The organism is Bacillus sp. P4_E1 (assembly GCF_056401715.1).
Window position 1 is genome coordinate 144,312 of record NZ_JBFUIV010000009.1, and the last position, 19,213, is coordinate 163,524.

Genomic DNA, 19,213 nt, shown 5'->3' on the forward strand with positions numbered 1-19,213 from the left:
AGGGGCAACATTTGTAAAATATATTTTTGACTGGGGGTTTTGTATGATTCAAGTTCGAAATCTAGTAAAATCATTTGGCTCACTTGATGTTTTAAAAGGAATTGATTTAGAAGTAAAAGAAAAAGAAGTTGTTGTTTTAATCGGTGCCAGTGGTTCCGGCAAAAGTACATTACTTCGCTGTCTTAACTTTTTAGAAATGTACGATGAAGGTGAAATTCACTTACAAGGTGAACGAATTGATCCGAAGCATTCAAATTTAAACAAAGTCCGTGAAAATGTCGGTATGGTTTTTCAACACTTTAACCTCTTTCCTCATATGACCTCACTAGAAAACATCATAGAAGCACCTATTCACGTAAAAAAATTGGAGACGGCAGACGCGAAGGATGTTGGGAATCAACTCCTACAAAAAGTCGGCCTACAAGATAAGGCGGATGTAACTCCTCACCTACTTTCAGGTGGTCAAAAACAACGCGTTGCGATTGCACGAGCTCTCGCTATGAACCCTAAAATTATGCTATTTGATGAACCTACCTCAGCCTTAGACCCTGAACTTGTTGGAGAAGTATTGCAAGTTATGAAAGAACTTGCTGAAGAAGGAATGACCATGATTATTGTTACTCATGAAATGAATTTCGCAAGAGATGTAGCTGATCGCGTCATATTTATGGATGACGGAAAGATTGTAGAGGACGCTCCGCCAGCACAATTCTTTTCAGCTCCATCACATGAACGAGCAAAACAATTTTTACGCAACGTTTTATAATGTAACTTCTGTTTCAAATGAAAAGAAATACATCCATACGGTGCACAACTAATTGTCCAAATAAAATATCTCAGTAACATACTTAAAACCATCCGTATGATCAATATATAGGAGGGGTTTTATGAAAAGAAAACTATTAACCATTGTTGCGAGTATTACATTATGTACATCCTTCATACTAGGAGCCTGTAGTAAGGAAAGTGCTACTACTTCTTCAAATGGTGAAAAAGAATTTCGTTATGCGATGAGTGGCTTATATAAACCTTTTAACTATAAAGAAAATGACGGAAAGCTTGCCGGTTTTGATGTGGAAATTGGTGAGGCACTTGCGAAAAAAATGAATATGAAACCCACTCCTATTACAAATCCATGGGAAACGCTAATTCAAGGTCTACAATCGAAAAAATATGATGCTATATTGGGCAGTATGGCAATTACAGAAGAACGCTTAAAAGCTGTTAGTTTCTCCAATCCTTATTATCGTTCTGGTGCCCAAATTTTTGTGGCTAAAAAGAATACATCTATCTCTTCTCCAGAAGATTTGAAAGGTAAGAAAATTGGTGTTGTAAAAGCTAGTACCTTTAAAGACCTTGTTGCAAAACATACAGATCAAATCACAGAATATGATAGCGATATTACTGCACTTATGGACTTAGAGCCTGGACGTATTGATGCAGTAATCACTGATCAAATGGTCGGTTTACGTATGATCAAAGAAGGTAAATCAAATATAAAAGAAGCTGGAAAACCATTAAATCTTGATGAAATGGGAATTGCTATTCGTAAAGATGATAAAGAAATGGTTGAGAAAGTAAATAAAGCTTTAGATGAAATCATTAAAGATGGTACGTATGAAAAGATCAGTAAAAAATGGTTTGGGCGTAATATTCTCGGTGAAGAGGAAAAAACGAAGTAAATTAGCTAGTCAAATGTTTCATACATTATGCCCCACTTTTTATGTGGGGTATTTCATTCCCTACTAAAATCCATACAATATGAGGTGACACATATGTTTGAAATTTTTATGTCTACTTATCCCACACTCTTAAAGGCTACTATTGTCACATTACAATTAACACTAACATCCCTATTACTTGGTTCACTAATTGGATTACTATTCGCTTTTTTTCGAATCTCTAACAATAAGATTTTAAATAGTATTGCTCATGTATATATCGCCATTATTCGTGGTACACCTTTAATTGTTCAAATTGCCATTCTCTATTTCGGTATTACATCGATTATTGTCTTCACTCCTTTTTGGGCAGGAGCAATTGCTTTAGCAATCCATAACGGTGCATATATTACTGAAATTTTCCGCGGATCCATTCAGTCCGTTGACCGTGGACAATTGGAAGCTGCTCGCTCTTTAGGTATGCCTTACCCTTTAGCTATGCGCCGAATTATATTACCACAAGCATTTCGTCTGTCTCTTCCCCCTCTAGGGAACCAATTTATTATTGGATTAAAAGATTCTTCTCTTGTTGCTTACGTAGGATTGTCCGAATTATGGGGATCAGGTTTATCAATTGCTGCAAGTAACTTCCAACAATTAGATACATACATAATTGTTGGTTTATATTACCTCGTACTTGTTCTTCTATTTACTTATTTTGTTAATCTTTTAGAAAAACGACTTCAACGAAAAGAAAATAACTCTGTCCAGGTCAAGACGAAGAACAAGAAAGAAGTCTCTTTATAACAAAAAGCAAGCTCTAAGAGAGCTTGCTTTTTCATCGTAAAATATGTCTATTATTGATTTACTTTTTTTATAGTCTCTTTTTCCTCTATATGTTCCTCACGATATGAAATATTATGAGGATCCAATCCATTTCCTAAAGAACCATAGAAATGCTCCCTATGCGGATCAACTAATTCACTTCCGTGATAATACACACGTGGTGTATTCCAAAGTGCTGCCAAAGCTTTTGTCATCGGCATTTCGTGATAGCGTTCCGGCCACATTTCTTTAATTTTATCTTTTACTAATGGATAGTATTTAGAACTCATAGCAGGAAACAGATGATGTTCTGTATGGTATGAGAAATTGAAATGTAAAACGTCTACCCAGCGCGGTACTGTTACTGATAAACAGTTTGCTAAAGGATCATTTACTGGAACAATAGGATTTAAGCGGTGATTTGTTGCGATATACGCCATTACAATAAAGTTAGCAATTAACAACGGAATCACGTATGCAAAGAACCACTTTGTAGGTCCCATAATAAACAATAAACTAATCCAAACTGTCCAGGGCAAAAGAAGTTGAAGCCATACAGATTTTTGATTGGATGACTTAAATTCTTTTATAAAATGAAAGAACATTCGAGTCGAATGTAACGTAAATTGAATTGTTAGTGACAGGAAACTAAAGAATGAACGTACATGAAGAGGCATGCGATATACCCAACTCAAAAACTTACTCTTTTTCAGTTTCTCAAATGTCGGCCATGCATCTGGATCATTATCTTCATGCTGTGTGTGAACATGATGCGTTGCATTATGCCACTTTCTCCAAAGTTTTGGGCCAGTTGATAATGGCATAAATGCTATCGCACCTAAAAAATCACGAAGCCATGCCTTTCTTACAACTGTTCCATGTAAAATTTCATGTCCTAAAAATCCAAGTGAAGCAAAACATAATCCAAGAACAATTGCAATTCCTAGATTTGCCCACACATTCAATTCAAATACACCGATCGTTATTAAACCAGCCAATGCCACAAGTAAATAAGCCAGTCCACCAAATAATCGATTAGGAACTGGTTTAAATGCTTTTTTCGGCAAATGTGGTGCTACACGTGCTGCATACCACCCAAACGTATGAAGCTCCTTCATCCTTTTGCCCCTTTCTTATGCCGCGCCCCGCGCAACTTGCATATATCAATTCTTGCTTCCAGATTGATTTTACTACGTGATCCAAAAAGCATTTATCATAAGGAAAATATACTCACTCTATCGTCACTTAATTTTCGCTTTTATTATCAATGAAAAACATTTCTCTCTTTACTCTCTATCAACCTTTCCACATGATGAATCATAACAATAGAATTTCTATATTGTCAACAACTTTTATGACCTAGTAATAAAAGTTGGTTATATTTTTATAATTATACTTTATTTCACTAAAGAAAAAGCATAGATTTCATAAGGCTTTATCAGCTATATATACATATCCACTTAAACAACATAGACTCTATCTTATTCAAGAACTCTCTATGTAATCAACAAATGGAATCACTTGAATTTATCTTTATATAAATCCTACTTCTTCATACTGCCCCAATAAAATAATTATATTAAAATATTTTTTCTTTCGTTTAGTAAAAATAGAACGCTACGAAAACAACATACATGAATTCCATATAATATGGAAATATTAAAAGGAAAATTGTTCTAATTTGGAGGTTTTCAAAATGACAGATGACACATTTCCGCAGTTACCATCATCCTATTGGATTGAATCTACTCAATTTCCTACTTTTCCTCATTTATCCGAAAATATAAAGACAGAAGTTGCTGTTATCGGTGCTGGTATTACAGGTATTACTACTGCCTATTTACTTGCAAAAGAAGGCATCGACGTTGTTTTAATTGATTCTGGTCTTATTTTAAACGGAACAACTGGGCATACAACAGCGAAAGTAACAGCACAACATGATCTTATTTACGACGAATTAATAAATCATTTCGGTGTGGAAAAGGCCAGGCTTTACTATGAATCAAATAATCATGCTCTACAATTCATAAATGAAACTGTTCAAACATATAAAATCGACTGTAATTTCTCAAATGAAGATTCCTATTTATATACAACTACCGATAACGGATTAAGAAATTTATCGAAAGAATATGAAGCTTATCAAAAATTAAATATACCTTGTGACTATGTTCAATCTCTATCGATTCCTATTCCAATACAATCTGCACTTGTAATGAAAAATCAAGCACAATTCCATCCCCTCCTTTATTTGAAAACACTTTTAGAAAAGTTTGTGGAGATGGGTGGCAAAGTTTATGAACAAACAACAGCTATGGATGTGGAAAAAGGAGATTATCCACAAGTAATTACAAAGGGTGACCATCGCATCACTTGTAAATATATTGTCTCTTGTTCACATTTTCCTTTTTATGATGCTAATAGCTTTTTCTTTACGCGAATGTACGCAGAACGCTCCTACGCCCTCGCAATAAAAGCAAAAACGGATTATCCAGGGGGCATGTATTTAAGTATCGATGATCCAAAACGCTCCATACGTTATACGACAAGCAATGGAGAAAAGTTGATATTGATTGGCGGAGAGAGCCATAAAACAGGCCAAGGAATTAATACGATGCTTCATTATGATGCACTATATTCCTTTGCTGAATCTACTTTTGGAGTAGATGAAATTCCTTATAGATGGTCAGCGCAAGATTTAATCACGCTAGATAAACTCCCTTATATCGGACATATTAACGAAAGGAATCCAAATATATTTGTGGCAACTGGATATCGTAAATGGGGAATGACGACTGGAACTGCAGCAGCTCATTTACTGAAGGACTCCATTCTAAAAGTCCACAGCCCATATAAAGAACTGTTTGCACCATCACGCTTTCATGCAAATCCGGATATAAAAACTTTCCTCTCTCAGAACATTGATGTTGCTAAACACTTAATTGAAGGAAAAATTGAAACCGCATTACGTAAGCCAGAAAATCTTGAAGTTGGCGAAGGTTCTGTTGTACATGTCAACGGTAAACGAGCAGGTGCTTATAAAGATAAAGAAGGAAAATTACATATCGTCGATACAACTTGCACACACCTCGGCTGTGAAGTTGAATGGAATAGCGGTGATTGTACTTGGGATTGCCCTTGTCACGGTTCCCGTTTTTCAATTGATGGGGATGTTATGGAAGGTCCAGCAGATCAACCATTAAAGCGAGTTGATAACGAATAAAAAACAAAAAAGTTCAACGGGAATCCTGTTGAACTTTTTTATTTTTCATGACACCTTTTCATATAAATTTCGACATACGCAGGGAAATATTAACATTAAATAAAATAAAATAATATATTCATCTACAAATAAAAGGAGTGAATACTATGCAACCTTCTGCTCCACCTCATCTAGAATCTACAGAAACTATCTTTTCAAGTTCTATTACAAAACTTGTTGTTTTTATTTGTTGGCTAGCCATTCTAGCTGACGGATATGATTTAGGTATTTACGGCGCCGTTCTGCCAAAGCTCCTAGAAGACAAAAGCTGGGCACTATCACCAGCCCACGCTGGAACAATTGCCAGCTATGCTTTATTTGGGATGTTTATTGGTGCTATTCTAGTTGGAACCATTACAGATCTAATTGGACGAAAATGGACACTTATATGCTGTTTAGCCCTTTTTTCTATCACAATGGGCTTAGCTGCAATTGCTCCTTCTCCTGAATTATTTGGGTTATCTCGATTTATCGGAGGAATCGGATTAGGCGGTGTTATCCCAACGGCTTCAGCACTTACTGTTGAATATTCACCAAAAAAACGGCAATCTTTTATTTATGCTCTTATGTTTACCGGCTATCCTTTAGGTATCGTGTTAGGCGCTATTTTATCCATGTTCATGCTAGAAGATTTCGGATGGAGAGTTATGTTTGGCATCGGAATGATTCCGCTACTCCTCATTCCTTTCATTATTCGTTATTTACCTGAGTCCATTCAATTTTTATTATCGCAAAATCGACAAGAAGAAGTGAATAAAATTCTTAATCGCTTTCAAATTGAACTCCATGTAAAAGATGAAATTCCTGAAACACCATCTAATATACAAAAGAAAAATGGATTTCTTACGTTATTCTCAAAAGATTACATAAAAGCAACACTACTTTTTTGGCTCACTTATATAATGGGAATGTTTTTAATATACGGTTTAAATACTTGGCTACCACAGATGATGCGCCAGGCAGGATACCCTCTTGGATCTAGTTTATCATTTCTACTTATACTAAATATTACTGCAGCTATCGGTGCAGTATTTGCTGGAGCGATTACCGATCGTATAGGAGCAAAAATTGTTATTAGTATCTCCTATCTTATGGCAGCCATATGTATTGGACTATTAACAATTAAACCATCTGTTACAATCATTTATCTTTTAATTGGTCTTGCTGGAATTGGATCAGTCGGTATTACTCAAATATTAAATGCTTATGTAACACAATACTTCCCATCACATATACGAGCTACCTCCTTAGGCTGGGGACTTGGACTTGGCCGAGTTGGTGCGATTGCTGGCCCTATTCTTGTCGGTATTATTATGACAATGCAATATGACTTGGCGTGGAATTTTTACTTATTCTCCTTTGCAGGTCTTATCGCAGCTATATCTGTTTTCTTTATTCCTACAAAATAAAGTGAAACTTTAATCAGCCCTCACCAATCGGGCGTTTACGGGCAGTTGACCTCCCACCTAACTTCTTCGCTCCAGCCGAATCTTGAGGTGGGAGTCTTACTGCCCGTTAATGCGGGATAAAAAAGAGCACAAACTCACTTGTGCTCTTTTTCATATACTTCAAACAACATATTTCGAAATAATGTATTCAAACTCTCAATATCAATCCCTAATCCCTTTTCAATCCCTTTCACGTATTGCTCATAATAATCAATTTGTTCTTCTAAAAATTGATTTAACACCTCAATTTTCAATCCAACATCTAATTCCGTACCTGCTTTTTTCTTTATTAACAACTTTTCAATTTCATCTAATACACTAGGCTCGACTGATAGTTCCATAATTAACCGGTCAAATTCTACTGGGGGCAATGTCCCTTTCTCTTCTAACCATTTACAAGCTAAAATAGGACGTAATACGTAAAAGTACTTTTTCAACTTTACATTTTCACCTTGTAAAAATTCACGATAGTTTTTTGAAGCCATATGTAAGTAATGATATATCGTTGATTTCGGATTAAAATCCTTTTCACTCATTTGCTGAAACTGTTCTGGAAGGTTCGAGTTTTTCGAATAAAAAATCGGCGATCGAATCCATTCGAGTAACGCTGGATTTGACTTTGCAAACAGTTGCAATGCCTTTTTAATATCCCAACCACTTATGTCTAAATCATCACTAATTGGATATTCGATTACATCACGCTTATCATGAATTGATAAATACCATTCTACTGGATGTATATAAACAAACCTAACATCATAATCGCTATCTTTCGATGGGAATCCCCAAGCACGACTCCCTGATTCCACTGCAAATAAAATTTTCACATCATTCTCTTTTTCAATTCGTTCTAGTTCTAATTCAATTTTCTCTCTCATTTCATACCATCTCCATTTTTTGATTATTTCCCTGGTAATTCGACAAATATACGACTAATTTTACTATATACCAAAACAGCTGTCAGAAAATTTCTGACAGCTCAATAAAGCACCTATTTTTTCTTTTCCATTACAGTAGCAGTAATTCGTTCAAACTCTTTTTGAATTTCCTCTTTATATGCATCCACTTTTGAAAAATCCATAGCAGCAATATAAATTCGTTCTAATTTATCACGAACTGATTTTGCTTTTGCTAAGAAAGACATCGCCTCATTCATTTTTGCTTTATATTGAATGGAAACGTCACGAATTTCTGTAGCATACTTCTCATCCGTCCCTGGTTTAACAATAAGAGCATACATATCTATAATCTCATCACCTTCGCGACTTGGAAAATATTCATGTGGTGCGGTACTATCAAAAATTGCAAATCCTAATTCTCTTACGATAACCATATCAAGACTATTCGGGTCAAATCCGCAATGATATACTTCAACGTCAAACCCTTTTTCTTCTGCTGCCTTCGATAACTTTTTAAGCATTGTTGATTTTCCAGAACCCGGGCGTCCTTTTATAAAATAACGATGTGGTAATCCTTCTGTTAAATTAGGAACAAAATCAACTGCTCCTTTCGGTGTAGCAGCTCCTAAAAAACGATGTTTCACAATCGATTGTTCTCCCTTTTTATCTGCAAATAATTTCTGAATTAGCTGTTCTGTTAGTTCATTTGCTTTATTAAAATCAATGTTATTAATATATATTTTCTCCCACTCATCATGTATAACTAACGCCTCTTTAAAACATCCGTAAGCAGATTTGAAAGCCTTGCCCGCTTCTAATACAAACCGTTCAATTTCTAACTTCTGCTTTCTTAATTTATCTGAGTCCCAAGCAACTCCTAAATTTATATACTCTTCAATAACTCCTGGCATTTTCGGCTCAATAACATGCGGTGATGTTCCATCAACAATTCCTACTTTTAATTTCGGAATAATCACTCCATCAACTGACTTATTATCAGAAGAACAATGCAAAAGTTCAATATCATATCCTTTTTCAACCCATTCACGACCTATTGCCTTAATTAAAGAAGATTTTCCCGTTCCTGGACCACCCTTTAAAATAAACAACCTATCTAGTCCTTTTAAATTCTCTTCGTATAAATTATGAAATCCTCTAGCTGTATTGCCACCAGCATAATAATTCAATACATTCCCTGTCACTGCACTCACTCCTTCGCAACAGTCTACTTACATAAGCTACAATATGCGAGCAACTTTATTTGGGTGAACACCTAATTTGTATTGCACGAAAAAAGGAAATGAATTACAATTTAAATATCACAAATATTCCGAATTTAAAACCGAATAAACCTTTATCAAGAGAGGCAGAGGGACCGGTCCTTTGAAGCCCAGCAACCTCAGTTTATGCAAACTGAATAGGTGCTAATTCCTGCAAAATGCATTGCATTTTGGAAGATAAAACTCAACTAGTATGTAAAGCTCATCTTTCTTGATTATGAAGGGGGGGCTTTTTATTATTTGAAAAAAATATATTGGAGGTATGTAAAATGAAAGTAATTGATCTATCACAAACGTTTGAAAATAATATGTCTCAATTTCCTGGAACACCAAAAATCCAACTAGAAGCCATTACAAGCGTTGAAGAAACAGGTTATCAAGTTACGAATTTTCATTCTGTCGTTCATGTTGGTACGCATTGTGATGCGCCTGCTCATTTCATTTCAGGCGCAACCACTATTGATCAATTACCCCTAAATCAATTTGTAGGCGAAGCTGTTCTTATCGATGTGACTCATGTTCAAGAGCGAAAATTACCTAAGGAAGTATTACATACTGTCGACATAAAAGAAGGCGATATTGTCATTTTCCATTCCAATCTATCTAATAAATGGAATACCGAAGCTTATGAGAAAGAAGCGTTTTATCTTTCCGAAGAATTAGCTGAAGAACTAGTTCAATTAAAAGTAAAATCTGTCGGTTTAGATTTTATTTCTCCTGATGAGGTAACGACAGAAACATCACCGATTCATCACATACTGTTAGGAAATAATATTTACTTAATTGAAAACTTAACAAACTTAGATGCCATTAAAGCGAAACGATTCTTTTTCTCAGCAGCACCTTTAAAAATTAAAAATAGTGACGGTGCTTTCGCAAGGGCATTCGCTGTTATTTTTTAAACATGGTCTACAAAAAAAGCAAAGATCACTTTTGACCTTTGCTTTTATATTTTTTATTTAAGTTAAAAAAGAATTGCTCCACCTTTGGTCGTATCCACGCTAAATAATCTTTATCTTTCTTCTTTGTACAAGCTATCTCTTCTCCATCTACCATTTCGACAAGTTCTAGCTCTAACAGTTGCCTCGTAAATGCTACCATATTTACTTCTTCTGCTGGATATTCTTCTTTTAATTTCTCCTCAATTTCTCCCAATAAAAAACCGTCACGCATCATTGCTAGTGCATCAATCCAAAGTGGCGGCATTTCATATGTCTCTCCTGTAATCGTATCTTTTACAATATAGTTCTTTTGCTCTTTTCGAAATTGAATCGTGTGTAAACATACAGTCGAATTTAATGTTAATTCCATCATACCACCCCTTTCATCATATCCGCATAGAAAAAAGGATGCGCGTGCACCCCTTCTTTTCTTTTCATAACACTACTGAACCGTTACATGAGCTAAAAGCTCTATGTCGATATTTTCCTCCATTATAAACGAAGTTTTTTATAAAAAAAACCCTTCTTGAAACATTTTATAAAATGTTTATATTTACACAACAAGAACACTTTTCTGAAAAGTAATTTCGTCTAATGCACTACACTGTTGGTAAATAAATTTCTACTTTCGTTCCTATCCCCATACTACTTTCAATCGCGATACTCCCTTGATGTTCTTCAATAATTTTATATGTAATCATTAATCCAAGACCTGTACCATTCTCTTTTGTTGTATAAAAAGCTTTTCCGATCTTTTCTATTTTCTCATTTTCTATCCCAAGACCTTGATCTTCAACAGAAATACACAAGTTCTCTCCAGCTTTTTCATATGCCAGAATCCGAATATTCCCGCCTCCTGGCATCGATTCAATTCCATTTTTGATGATGTTTAACAACACTTGTTTTAATTGCTTATCATCACCATTTATAACGGGTAAATTTCCATCTACTTGCAAATTAAATTTAACTTTATATTGAGTCGCATAGCTTTCCATTAACTGTACAACATATAAAAGGATTTCCCCTATATTACACCATTCATAATTTGTTGGTTTCGGTTTTCCTAATAACATCAATTCACTAACAAACCCATTAATTCTCTCAATTTCTTGCAGCATAATCTCATAGCTCATCGTATCTTCAGGATTTCTTTCTTTTTGAATTTGTGTAAATCCTTTTAAAGCTGTTAATGGATTTCGAATTTCATGAGCGATTGTTGTAGACATAGTCCCAATAACCGCTAAATTTTCTGTCTCTTTCATACTGTTCATCATCTCAACAACTGTCCTTACATAAGATTGAAATCTCTTTAATAAAGAATGCGAAATGATGAAAAAGAATATACATAATACAAGCGGAATCACAACTTTTACATCTTGTAATATCAAAGTAAAAAATACATATTTTCCAATTACACTACAGGAAACGAAATAAAAATATTTTCTGTTCACGAAAATCGGTGCAAATAAAATTAAAAATATTTCAACCATATTTCCATTTTCAAAAACACGATCACTGTGTAAATAAATCATTAAGTTATTAATAAGATCAATAAGCATGTACCCAATTAAAAATAAGTATTTCACAAAATATACATAACCTTGTTTTTGAAGATATATTGAAATAGGAAATAAAGATATTACTAATATATATACACCTATTCCCATACCACCTTCTGGCCACCCTACCCTTGCTTCATTAATATTCATAGCGGGATAAACAAAATAATAGATAACGTCATATAAAAAGAATATAATATAGAATAATAATATAAATACTTTTAAAGCTTCTCTTTCTTCATAAATCAAGCTCTTGTATTTGTTCATATAAAAACTCCTCTTGATCAATACAAAAAAACATTTCAAGTGTTATCTCTTTAAATTATAATTATGAAATTGCTTTCAGAGCAACATGTAACCTTCTAATACTAAAAGGAAGGAGATACAGCTCCTTCCTTTTCAGTTACAATTTATATCCATCTTACCCTATCATTTAGCAATCCATCTGTAAAATTATTATGTCCTACTACAAAATCCTTCATATATAAATTTAAATATTCCCCATACTTACTTTCAGTATTTAATAATAATTCTTCTACATAATAAGCGCCTTGTCCAAAAGTATCTAACAGTAAACTACATAAGCCAGCATAAATTCCACACCCTACTTGGAAGTACGTCGCATTTGTTTTATATTTTTGAAAAACTTGGCTACTATTCATTACATTATACATGTATGTCTCATTATGTTCATAAACGAGTAACACACCGACTAAATCTTCTCCTATAATATCATCTTCTGCTGGATTAAATACTTTACGATTCCAATTCCATAAATCTTCCACTTTATCTAAGTTCTGTCTAATTAAGTTTGTTGTATACTCATTGATCCGATAAAGAAAACCCACTTCCATATTAAAAGATTTCCCTAAAATTAAAACTTCTTCATGTGGCATTAAGCAACCATAAAATTCTTTTTCACCTAACTTTACTTTATACTCTGAAGCATATACATCCTCATAAAAGTAAAGTGGACGATGATGACTCATATACATAGGATAACTCCATATCGCTTCATCAAGAAAACGCTCAACTGCCCATGATGCATAAAGTGTATGAGGTTTTATAAGCTCTTTATCATTCAAAAATGAATTATCATGTTCTACAATATAGCATGCTCGCGGCTTTTCATTTGGACGTTCTTTCATAAGCTCAACAACCATCCATTGAACAACACCAGGATTCATACCTGAGCCTATAATCGCTCTTGTATTTGTAAATGTTTCTTTCTCCTTCTCAAACCTCGTATACCTTTCCGTAAGCTGAAAACCAAGTAAACTATCGTCTTGATCTACTGCCTCATTTTCCAAAGCCGAATTAATATAACAAATGCCAAGGTCATTACAACAACTCAGTACCCTAATTGTATCTGCACCTGAAACATCAATAACAACCTTCGTTCTTTTTTCCTTTAAATGATGTTTAAATTTGACTACATCTTGAAGGTTTATTTCATATAAAAAAAATTGCTCTTTCAAATTTGGAAACAACTCATCATAATAACTTTTATCTTTTTGTTTTATATCCACCAAATGGAAGTTCACATTCTTTATCACTTCATAAATTGGATCTTTTTCATTTACTACCGCTTGATTCAAAATTGCTAACACTGCTTTTGCTGCTCCGCCAGCACTGCCAAGTAATGTAATCGAAAACGAATCTGGAAACTGCTCCACAAACAAAACCCCTTTAATAAAGTAGTTGAGCAGCACTTCCTCAAAAGTGAGTTGAATACACAAAAAGGTAGCTCGTACACCTTTAGTACAAGATTGCCCCTTCAAAGATCACACTAACATACCTATATGATATTCAATTCATTTCCCCCTCATATCCAAATCGAATTAAACAAATAGGCTCGACCTTTTCTTCCCTATATATAAAAGAAAAAGCCAGCCCTTTCAACTAGTCTACGGACAATGGACAGATTTTACATGTTGAATATTTACATACATTTTTGCATCACGTGCTTTTAATATTTCAATATGCCCTTCATCAATTTTCGTCATCTTTCCGATTTTATTAGATTCTTCGCCTAAATCAAACACCATAATTTTCCCTGACATTTTAATAAGCTGTTCTTCAAAAGTTCTCGCTAAAGTAATATTTAATGGATTTACGGGGAGTTCATTTTTATTGAGGGAATAAGGCACTTGGTTCTCTTTATAAGGAATTAACCACTTCAAATGCTTTAAAGATATATATACCGTTTTATAAACTGGACTATAAAAAACAATATAATCGTTCATTACACTTGTAACATAACCGTGTATCGGAACATTTCCTGCCACATAAATTTCTGTAAAAATCCCTTTAGATGTGATTAATACTTTTCTCAAAGAAATTGAAGGTGATTCCCTCTTAATTACAGAGTCCACACCAGGCTTTAATATTTCTTCATCATGCTCTCTTAAAAATTTATAATATTGGATATGGTATAAAGATATATATACATAGTCTTGTCCATTGTAAAGAACAACAATATCATTCCCTACATCAATTAATATACCTCTAAACCTTCTTTCACCGATTAATTTAACGTATATATTTTCCCCAATGTTCTTGTTTAACTCATTCATCTATATCCTCCTTTCTATGAAATTGCGCTTTTCTGTCTTCCATTTCAAAAAAATAATCAGGGGCAATGTTCTGTCTTTTAATAGTAAGAATTCTTTTTCATATACCGCGAAATTATTGCAGCAAAATATGAAATCGTTCTTCACTTTCAATCATAATGCCCCTTTTATTTATTAAACATTATTCTTCTTCATTCTTTTTGTTTTTAACTATTTGACTCACACTCTTAATATGAGAATTAATTATATAAATGACCTCATCACCGTTTACTAGTGTAATACTTCCATCATGTATATCACTTAATAAACCTTCCACACACTCTGGTCCACCACGATTAATCTTTATCCATTTATACTTCAAGTCATTTAATACATCTAAAAAAGTATCTTCATCAGCATAGAAACATGAACCATATTCTCCCGGTGCTTCTTTCACTTTCCTAACTAGACTCTTCACATGTTTCAACTGGTAATATACTAATTCTCCAAGAGGCAATTGTAGTGTAAGGTAATCTTTTCCTAATGATACGAGTACACCTACTCTACTTTCTGGTCCGCGAAGATTTACTTTTACATTTTCACCGACTAAACCTTTAATTTGATCACAGCATAATACACTCTCCAATTTTATACCCTCCTTTCTTATTATCTTCCTCTACTTGATTGTCTTTGTGCACGAGCGCGACTTGAATTATTACTGTTTTCATTACTTTTCTCATCGCTACTCTCATCACTATTCTCTCCACTTACTGGTGCATTATAATTAACACTCTTAATATGAGATAGTGCAATTAATACCACTTCTTCTTTTATAATTAACGTTACATAATCGCAAGAAACGTCTTGTAAAATACCTTCAACTTTCTCTGGACCACCACGATTAATTTTCACCCAGCGGTATTTGAAGCCTTGAAGTAGCGTTTCAAAGTCTTCTGCACTGTCTTCTTCCGACCATACAGAATCACCTATCCCACCATCTTTCGTATTTTTTGTAATGCTTTTCAGATGGCTAAGCTGGTAGTAATGGTACTCTCCTTTTTCATTCTGTAATACGACGTAGTCCGTACATACTGACACTATTATTCCTTTTTGAGATTCCGGTCCACCTCTGTTTACTCTTACATAAGATCCAATTAATTCTTTCAAAAAATCCCAATGAAATAAACTCACGAGAAAACCCCTTCCATTAATTTATAAGCTTTTGCACTGATAGTATATGTATCTGTACAGGTTATGTTCGCTATGTTTGTCCCCGTTATGAAAAAATATGCTTTTAACTAATAGTACTAATCCCTATAAAATCTTCTTTCCCTTAAAGTAACTCTAGGATTTCGGATGAATTTTTCATCCCTTAATATAAAAATCCCCCGTATTAAGATACATTTCTGCATATCTTAATACGGGGGATTTTTATAAATTTAATCTTCGTCTTTAACATCCATATCTTCTGGAATTGGTTCATTTAATATTTCTTCCACTAGCTGCTTATATTTCTCCATTTGTTCTAAATGTGTATTAAACTGTTCCTTATTTATTAAATATTGCTCTCCATCAAACAATGCACGAACTTTCTTTTGCTGAATTAAGTCTTCAACATACGATTTTGGTAATTTCAAATACTCCGCAGCCTCTTCTATCGTTATATACAATGTGTTCATTCCTTTATTATTTTTTCATATACATAATGTATCTTACTTTATTTTTGTAAACAAATAAAAAAGATTTTGTAAATACAAATTAAAAAGCAGGTAGATGCATTCCATATATTGTATAATAGTATAGTAAGTATTTTTTAAATATAGAATGGTATTACCCATTTACACAAAGGAGAGTTAACATATGGCTACTCGTCACATCATTACAATGTTAGAAAAAACATTACGAGTTGAAACAGAAAACACAATTTCTCATCTATCTAAGTCTTTATCCGATCGTATTCTTTCACAAAGTGCAGCAGTACATGAAAATAATTGTTATCATACGATTGGTGAATGGTACAAAAATCATTTCTTATTCCAACAAGATGATTTCCTTTGGGCTAAATACGTTTTCTATGATGCATATTGTGAAGCTATAAAAAAACAAGGCAATCTTACAAAACGCGTTCGTCAAATATTAGAATCATTAGCTCGACAACATGGAAAACAATATATTGTTTCTATACAAAATATTCCATTTCCTAATGAACAGACAAAAGGGACCGCATAATTTAATAATGGTCCGCACAAACCAACTATAGATTCATTGTTTCCTAGAAAGATTTACAAATAAAATGTTCAAGTCTTTGTGTTCCCTTTTTATAGAAATACATTCATATGACATGAACTAATGAAAACGGTGTCATGAAAATGATTGAAAATATAGTAAACAGGAAAAACCCCATTTGTATCTCTCGTCCATAGAAATAGAGATGTAAATGGGGGTATACTTGTTCCTTTATTATTTCATCATCTGCTTAATCAATTCTCGATTTCTCTTCTTAAATACTTCATTATGGGAAGAAACCATTCCGTACTCACTTGCATCAGGTTGAATAAATTGTTTCGCTTTATTCACAGCATTTCCAGCATCTTGGAATGCCCCTGCAATTAAATGTAATTTTCCGTCATGCTTTAAAATATCTCCAGCGGCATATAATCCGTCTACCGAGGACTCACTATTTGCATTCCCTGCAATATAATAATTATCAACAATAGCAACATCTAGCTCACTATTTTCTAATAATGTTATATCGCGTTCATATCCATGATTAATAATAACTTCATCGATAGATAAATGAGAAACTTCTCCAGTTTCATGATTTGTTAATTCTACATATTCAATCGCTTCATGGTTATCACCAGCAATTAATTTTGTAATCGATGTATTAAAGAAACATTCTGCTGAACTGTTCATAAGTTGTTTTACTTGTGCTTCATGACCAGATAATTCTTCTTTTCTATATGTTAAATAAACTTTTTTCGCGATTGGTTCTAATTCGTTCGCCCAATCAATTGCGGAGTTCCCTCCGCCTGAAATAATTACCGTTTTATCTTTGAAACGTTTTAACGATTTAACTGTATAATTTAAATTTGAGACTTCGAATCTCTCAGCACCTTCAATTGATAACTTTTGTGGATTCAATATACCACTCCCAGTTGCGACGATCACTGTTTTTGAAAAATGTTCTTCCCCAGAGCTTGTTTTCAACGTAAAAATGCCATCCTGATTACGAATAATTGATTCAATTTTTGTATTCAATACAACTTCAGGCTGAAATGTTAATCCTTGTTGTACAAGTTGCTCAATTAATTTCTCACCAGTAACCGGTAATAATCCGCCAATATCCCAAATCATTTTCTCCGGATAAACATGTATTTTTCCACCTAACTGTGGTTGAAATTCTATTATTTTCGTTTTCATCTCTCTTAGTCCACTATAAAAAGCTGAATAAAGCCCTGCAGGTCCTCCGCCTATCACAGTTACATCAAACAATTCTTCTTGATTCATTCGTGTCACTCCTCAGCTACTAATAATTGATTATCATTCTCAATAAAATATAACTTGTTTTTATAAATTTTACAATCAAAATCACTATTGACAATACACCTATATAAAATTATAGTATTTAAAGAATCAATAGTGATAATCATTATCAATTTGTTAATTATTAGCAACTGTGAGATTACATCTTCTTCTATTACTATGGTGAATACTATATGGTAAAATCTCAAGTTCAAGATTGTTAATAAGACTTTTGTATTACCACTAACTTTTCAAAAGATCAAAGCTAAACAATTTATTGTATATCACATATCATCTATCAAAAGGAGAAAGACGATGAAAAAATTATTCATTTCACTAACAGTTCTGTTCGTCCTTGTTATGAGTGCTTGTAGCAACGGTTCAACAGACAAGAAGAACGACGCAAAAGGTAAGAAATCAGAAACAATTACATACCAATCTGAAAATGGTAAAGTAGAAGTTCCAGCAAATCCACAACGTGTTGTTGTCCTATCATCATTCGCTGGTAACGTAATGTCATTAGGTGTAAATCTTGTTGGGGTAGATTCATGGTCTAAACAAAACCCACGTTTTGATAGCAAACTGAAAAATGTCGCTGAAGTATCAGATGAGAATGTTGAAAAAATTGCTGAATTAAATCCAGATTTAATCATTGGTTTATCAAATATTAAAAATGTTGATAAGTTAAAGAAAATCGCTCCTACTGTAACATACACTTACGGAAAAGTTGATTACTTAACACAACACTTAGAAATCGGTAAATTATTAAATAAAGAAAAAGAAGCAAAAACTTGGGTTGATGATTTCAAGAAACGCGCACAAACAGCTGGAAAAGACATTAAAGCGAAGATCGGTGAAGATGCAACCGTTTCTGTTGTTGAAAACTTCAACAAACAGCTTTACGTATACGGCGAAAACTGGGGCCGCGGAACAGAAATTCTTTACCAAGAAATGAAATTAAAAATGCCTGAAAAAGTAAAAGAAAAAGCTTTAAAAGAAGGATACTACGCATTATCTACTGAGGTATTACCTGAGTTTGCTGGTGATTACTTAATCGTAAGTAAAAACAAAGATACTGATAACTCATTCCAAGAGACAGAATCATATAAAAACATTCCAGCAGTAAAAAATAATCGTGTATATGAAGCAAACATGATGGAATTCTATTTCAATGATCCACTTACATTAGATTTCCAACTAGACTTCTTCAAGAAGAGCTTTCTTGGTCAATAATACAAACATGAGGAATTCTTAATTTAAG

At 33.7% G+C, this 19,213-nt stretch carries 19 protein-coding genes and 1 riboswitch; of the genes, 8 read left to right on the forward strand and 11 right to left on the reverse strand.

All coding sequences use genetic code 11. From position 1 onward, the window contains the following. The first annotated feature begins 43 nt into the window (after positions 1–43). From AC1DS7_RS14750 to AC1DS7_RS14760, 3 genes are all read left to right on the forward strand, one after another. The gene (locus AC1DS7_RS14750) at positions 44–766 is read left to right on the forward strand and encodes an amino acid ABC transporter ATP-binding protein (protein WP_002029539.1); all 723 of its coding nucleotides are present in this window, start codon (positions 44–46) and stop codon (positions 764–766) included. A gap of 121 nt (positions 767–887) precedes the next feature. Further along, entirely contained in the window at positions 888–1,682 is a 795-nt protein-coding gene (locus tag AC1DS7_RS14755) for an ABC transporter substrate-binding protein (RefSeq protein WP_002016697.1), read from the forward strand. Between the two features lie 93 nt (positions 1,683–1,775). Next, the gene (locus AC1DS7_RS14760) at positions 1,776–2,468 is read left to right on the forward strand and encodes an amino acid ABC transporter permease (protein ID WP_002029538.1); all 693 of its coding nucleotides are present in this window, start codon (positions 1,776–1,778) and stop codon (positions 2,466–2,468) included. Positions 2,469–2,518: 50 nt separating this feature from the next. Here the strand turns inward: AC1DS7_RS14760 and desB are convergent, their stop codons facing one another. Beyond that, positions 2,519–3,604 (reverse strand): Delta(10) desaturase DesB, encoded by a 1,086-nt coding sequence (desB, locus tag AC1DS7_RS14765; protein WP_476999093.1) that lies wholly within the window; start codon positions 3,602–3,604, stop codon positions 2,519–2,521. Between the two features lie 578 nt (positions 3,605–4,182). Here desB and AC1DS7_RS14770 point away from each other — a divergent pair. Both AC1DS7_RS14770 and AC1DS7_RS14775 read left to right on the forward strand, forming a co-directional pair. Further along, positions 4,183–5,709: an FAD-dependent oxidoreductase gene (locus AC1DS7_RS14770; protein ID WP_016103229.1), complete on the forward strand. Its 1,527-nt coding sequence runs from the start codon at positions 4,183–4,185 to the stop codon at positions 5,707–5,709. A 146-nt stretch (positions 5,710–5,855) separates the two neighbouring features. Further along, a complete protein-coding gene (locus AC1DS7_RS14775) occupies positions 5,856–7,157 on the forward strand; it encodes an MFS transporter (protein WP_476999094.1) in 1,302 nt (433 codons plus the stop codon). A gap of 134 nt (positions 7,158–7,291) precedes the next feature. Here the strand turns inward: AC1DS7_RS14775 and AC1DS7_RS14780 are convergent, their stop codons facing one another. Both AC1DS7_RS14780 and AC1DS7_RS14785 read right to left on the reverse strand, forming a co-directional pair. Beyond that, positions 7,292–8,074: a nucleotidyltransferase domain-containing protein gene (locus AC1DS7_RS14780; RefSeq protein ID WP_476999095.1), complete on the reverse strand. Its 783-nt coding sequence runs from the start codon at positions 8,072–8,074 to the stop codon at positions 7,292–7,294. 113 nt (positions 8,075–8,187) lie between these two features. Continuing rightward, on the reverse strand, positions 8,188–9,297 hold the full coding sequence (locus AC1DS7_RS14785) for a PRK06851 family protein (protein ID WP_215588693.1): 1,110 nt from the start codon (positions 9,295–9,297) through the stop codon (positions 8,188–8,190). A 149-nt stretch (positions 9,298–9,446) separates the two neighbouring features. Continuing rightward, a riboswitch (SAM riboswitch) is annotated at positions 9,447–9,559 on the forward strand. 85 nt (positions 9,560–9,644) lie between these two features. Between AC1DS7_RS14785 and AC1DS7_RS14790 the strand changes: the two genes are divergently transcribed. Next, positions 9,645–10,277, forward strand: coding sequence for a cyclase family protein (locus AC1DS7_RS14790; RefSeq protein WP_002091277.1), 633 nt, complete (start codon positions 9,645–9,647; stop codon positions 10,275–10,277). A gap of 25 nt (positions 10,278–10,302) precedes the next feature. Here AC1DS7_RS14790 and AC1DS7_RS14795 read toward each other — a convergent pair whose 3' ends face one another. The 7 genes from AC1DS7_RS14795 to AC1DS7_RS14825 form a co-directional block, all read right to left on the reverse strand. Continuing rightward, positions 10,303–10,686: a hypothetical protein gene (locus tag AC1DS7_RS14795; protein WP_033715352.1), complete on the reverse strand. Its 384-nt coding sequence runs from the start codon at positions 10,684–10,686 to the stop codon at positions 10,303–10,305. Between the two features lie 229 nt (positions 10,687–10,915). Beyond that, positions 10,916–12,142 carry an ATP-binding protein gene (locus tag AC1DS7_RS14800; protein ID WP_002140225.1) on the reverse strand — a complete coding sequence of 409 codons (1,227 nt, stop codon included), beginning with the start codon at positions 12,140–12,142 and terminating at the stop codon, positions 10,916–10,918. A 143-nt stretch (positions 12,143–12,285) separates the two neighbouring features. After that, complete coding sequence (locus AC1DS7_RS14805) at positions 12,286–13,551, reverse strand: hypothetical protein (protein ID WP_002016709.1); 1,266 nt, start codon at positions 13,549–13,551, stop codon at positions 12,286–12,288. Between the two features lie 231 nt (positions 13,552–13,782). Beyond that, entirely contained in the window at positions 13,783–14,451 is a 669-nt protein-coding gene (locus AC1DS7_RS14810) for an LSm family protein (RefSeq protein ID WP_016103226.1), read from the reverse strand. Between the two features lie 178 nt (positions 14,452–14,629). Beyond that, positions 14,630–15,073, reverse strand: a complete 444-nt coding sequence (locus AC1DS7_RS14815) for a hypothetical protein (protein ID WP_016103225.1) — start codon at positions 15,071–15,073, stop codon at positions 14,630–14,632. A 20-nt stretch (positions 15,074–15,093) separates the two neighbouring features. Continuing rightward, entirely contained in the window at positions 15,094–15,618 is a 525-nt protein-coding gene (locus AC1DS7_RS14820) for a hypothetical protein (protein ID WP_016103224.1), read from the reverse strand. A 248-nt stretch (positions 15,619–15,866) separates the two neighbouring features. Next, positions 15,867–16,106: a helix-turn-helix domain-containing protein gene (locus AC1DS7_RS14825; RefSeq protein ID WP_002010190.1), complete on the reverse strand. Its 240-nt coding sequence runs from the start codon at positions 16,104–16,106 to the stop codon at positions 15,867–15,869. A gap of 181 nt (positions 16,107–16,287) precedes the next feature. Here AC1DS7_RS14825 and AC1DS7_RS14830 point away from each other — a divergent pair, with 181 nt between their 5' ends. Next, the gene (locus AC1DS7_RS14830) at positions 16,288–16,656 is read left to right on the forward strand and encodes a hypothetical protein (RefSeq protein WP_016103223.1); all 369 of its coding nucleotides are present in this window, start codon (positions 16,288–16,290) and stop codon (positions 16,654–16,656) included. Between the two features lie 231 nt (positions 16,657–16,887). On the opposite strand, the gene AC1DS7_RS14835 is transcribed toward AC1DS7_RS14830, so the two are convergent. Then, positions 16,888–17,937 (reverse strand): NAD(P)/FAD-dependent oxidoreductase, encoded by a 1,050-nt coding sequence (locus AC1DS7_RS14835; RefSeq protein WP_002091284.1) that lies wholly within the window; start codon positions 17,935–17,937, stop codon positions 16,888–16,890. Positions 17,938–18,267: 330 nt separating this feature from the next. Here AC1DS7_RS14835 and AC1DS7_RS14840 point away from each other — a divergent pair, with 330 nt between their 5' ends. Continuing rightward, positions 18,268–19,185, forward strand: a complete 918-nt coding sequence (locus AC1DS7_RS14840) for an iron-hydroxamate ABC transporter substrate-binding protein (RefSeq protein WP_000732562.1) — start codon at positions 18,268–18,270, stop codon at positions 19,183–19,185. The last annotated feature ends 28 nt before the right edge of the window (positions 19,186–19,213 follow it).

What these genes read in the sequence shown, in the direction of transcription:
- AC1DS7_RS14755 (WP_002016697.1), top strand. Translation starts at nt 888, where the DNA reads ATGAAAAGAAAACTATTAACCATTGTTGCGAGTATTACATTATGTACA.
- AC1DS7_RS14835 (WP_002091284.1), bottom strand. Translation starts at nt 17,937, where the DNA reads ATGAATCAAGAAGAATTGTTTGATGTAACTGTGATAGGCGGAGGACCT.
- AC1DS7_RS14800 (WP_002140225.1), bottom strand. Translation starts at nt 12,142, where the DNA reads ATGAACAAATACAAGAGCTTGATTTATGAAGAAAGAGAAGCTTTAAAA.
- AC1DS7_RS14775 (WP_476999094.1), top strand. Translation starts at nt 5,856, where the DNA reads ATGCAACCTTCTGCTCCACCTCATCTAGAATCTACAGAAACTATCTTT.
- AC1DS7_RS14825 (WP_002010190.1), bottom strand. Translation starts at nt 16,106, where the DNA reads ATGAACACATTGTATATAACGATAGAAGAGGCTGCGGAGTATTTGAAA.
- AC1DS7_RS14750 (WP_002029539.1), top strand. Translation starts at nt 44, where the DNA reads ATGATTCAAGTTCGAAATCTAGTAAAATCATTTGGCTCACTTGATGTT.
- desB (WP_476999093.1), bottom strand. Translation starts at nt 3,604, where the DNA reads ATGAAGGAGCTTCATACGTTTGGGTGGTATGCAGCACGTGTAGCACCA.
- AC1DS7_RS14830 (WP_016103223.1), top strand. Translation starts at nt 16,288, where the DNA reads ATGGCTACTCGTCACATCATTACAATGTTAGAAAAAACATTACGAGTT.
- AC1DS7_RS14810 (WP_016103226.1), bottom strand. Translation starts at nt 14,451, where the DNA reads ATGAATGAGTTAAACAAGAACATTGGGGAAAATATATACGTTAAATTA.
- AC1DS7_RS14760 (WP_002029538.1), top strand. Translation starts at nt 1,776, where the DNA reads ATGTTTGAAATTTTTATGTCTACTTATCCCACACTCTTAAAGGCTACT.
- AC1DS7_RS14840 (WP_000732562.1), top strand. Translation starts at nt 18,268, where the DNA reads ATGAAAAAATTATTCATTTCACTAACAGTTCTGTTCGTCCTTGTTATG.
- AC1DS7_RS14770 (WP_016103229.1), top strand. Translation starts at nt 4,183, where the DNA reads ATGACAGATGACACATTTCCGCAGTTACCATCATCCTATTGGATTGAA.
- AC1DS7_RS14790 (WP_002091277.1), top strand. Translation starts at nt 9,645, where the DNA reads ATGAAAGTAATTGATCTATCACAAACGTTTGAAAATAATATGTCTCAA.
- AC1DS7_RS14795 (WP_033715352.1), bottom strand. Translation starts at nt 10,686, where the DNA reads ATGGAATTAACATTAAATTCGACTGTATGTTTACACACGATTCAATTT.
- AC1DS7_RS14780 (WP_476999095.1), bottom strand. Translation starts at nt 8,074, where the DNA reads ATGAGAGAGAAAATTGAATTAGAACTAGAACGAATTGAAAAAGAGAAT.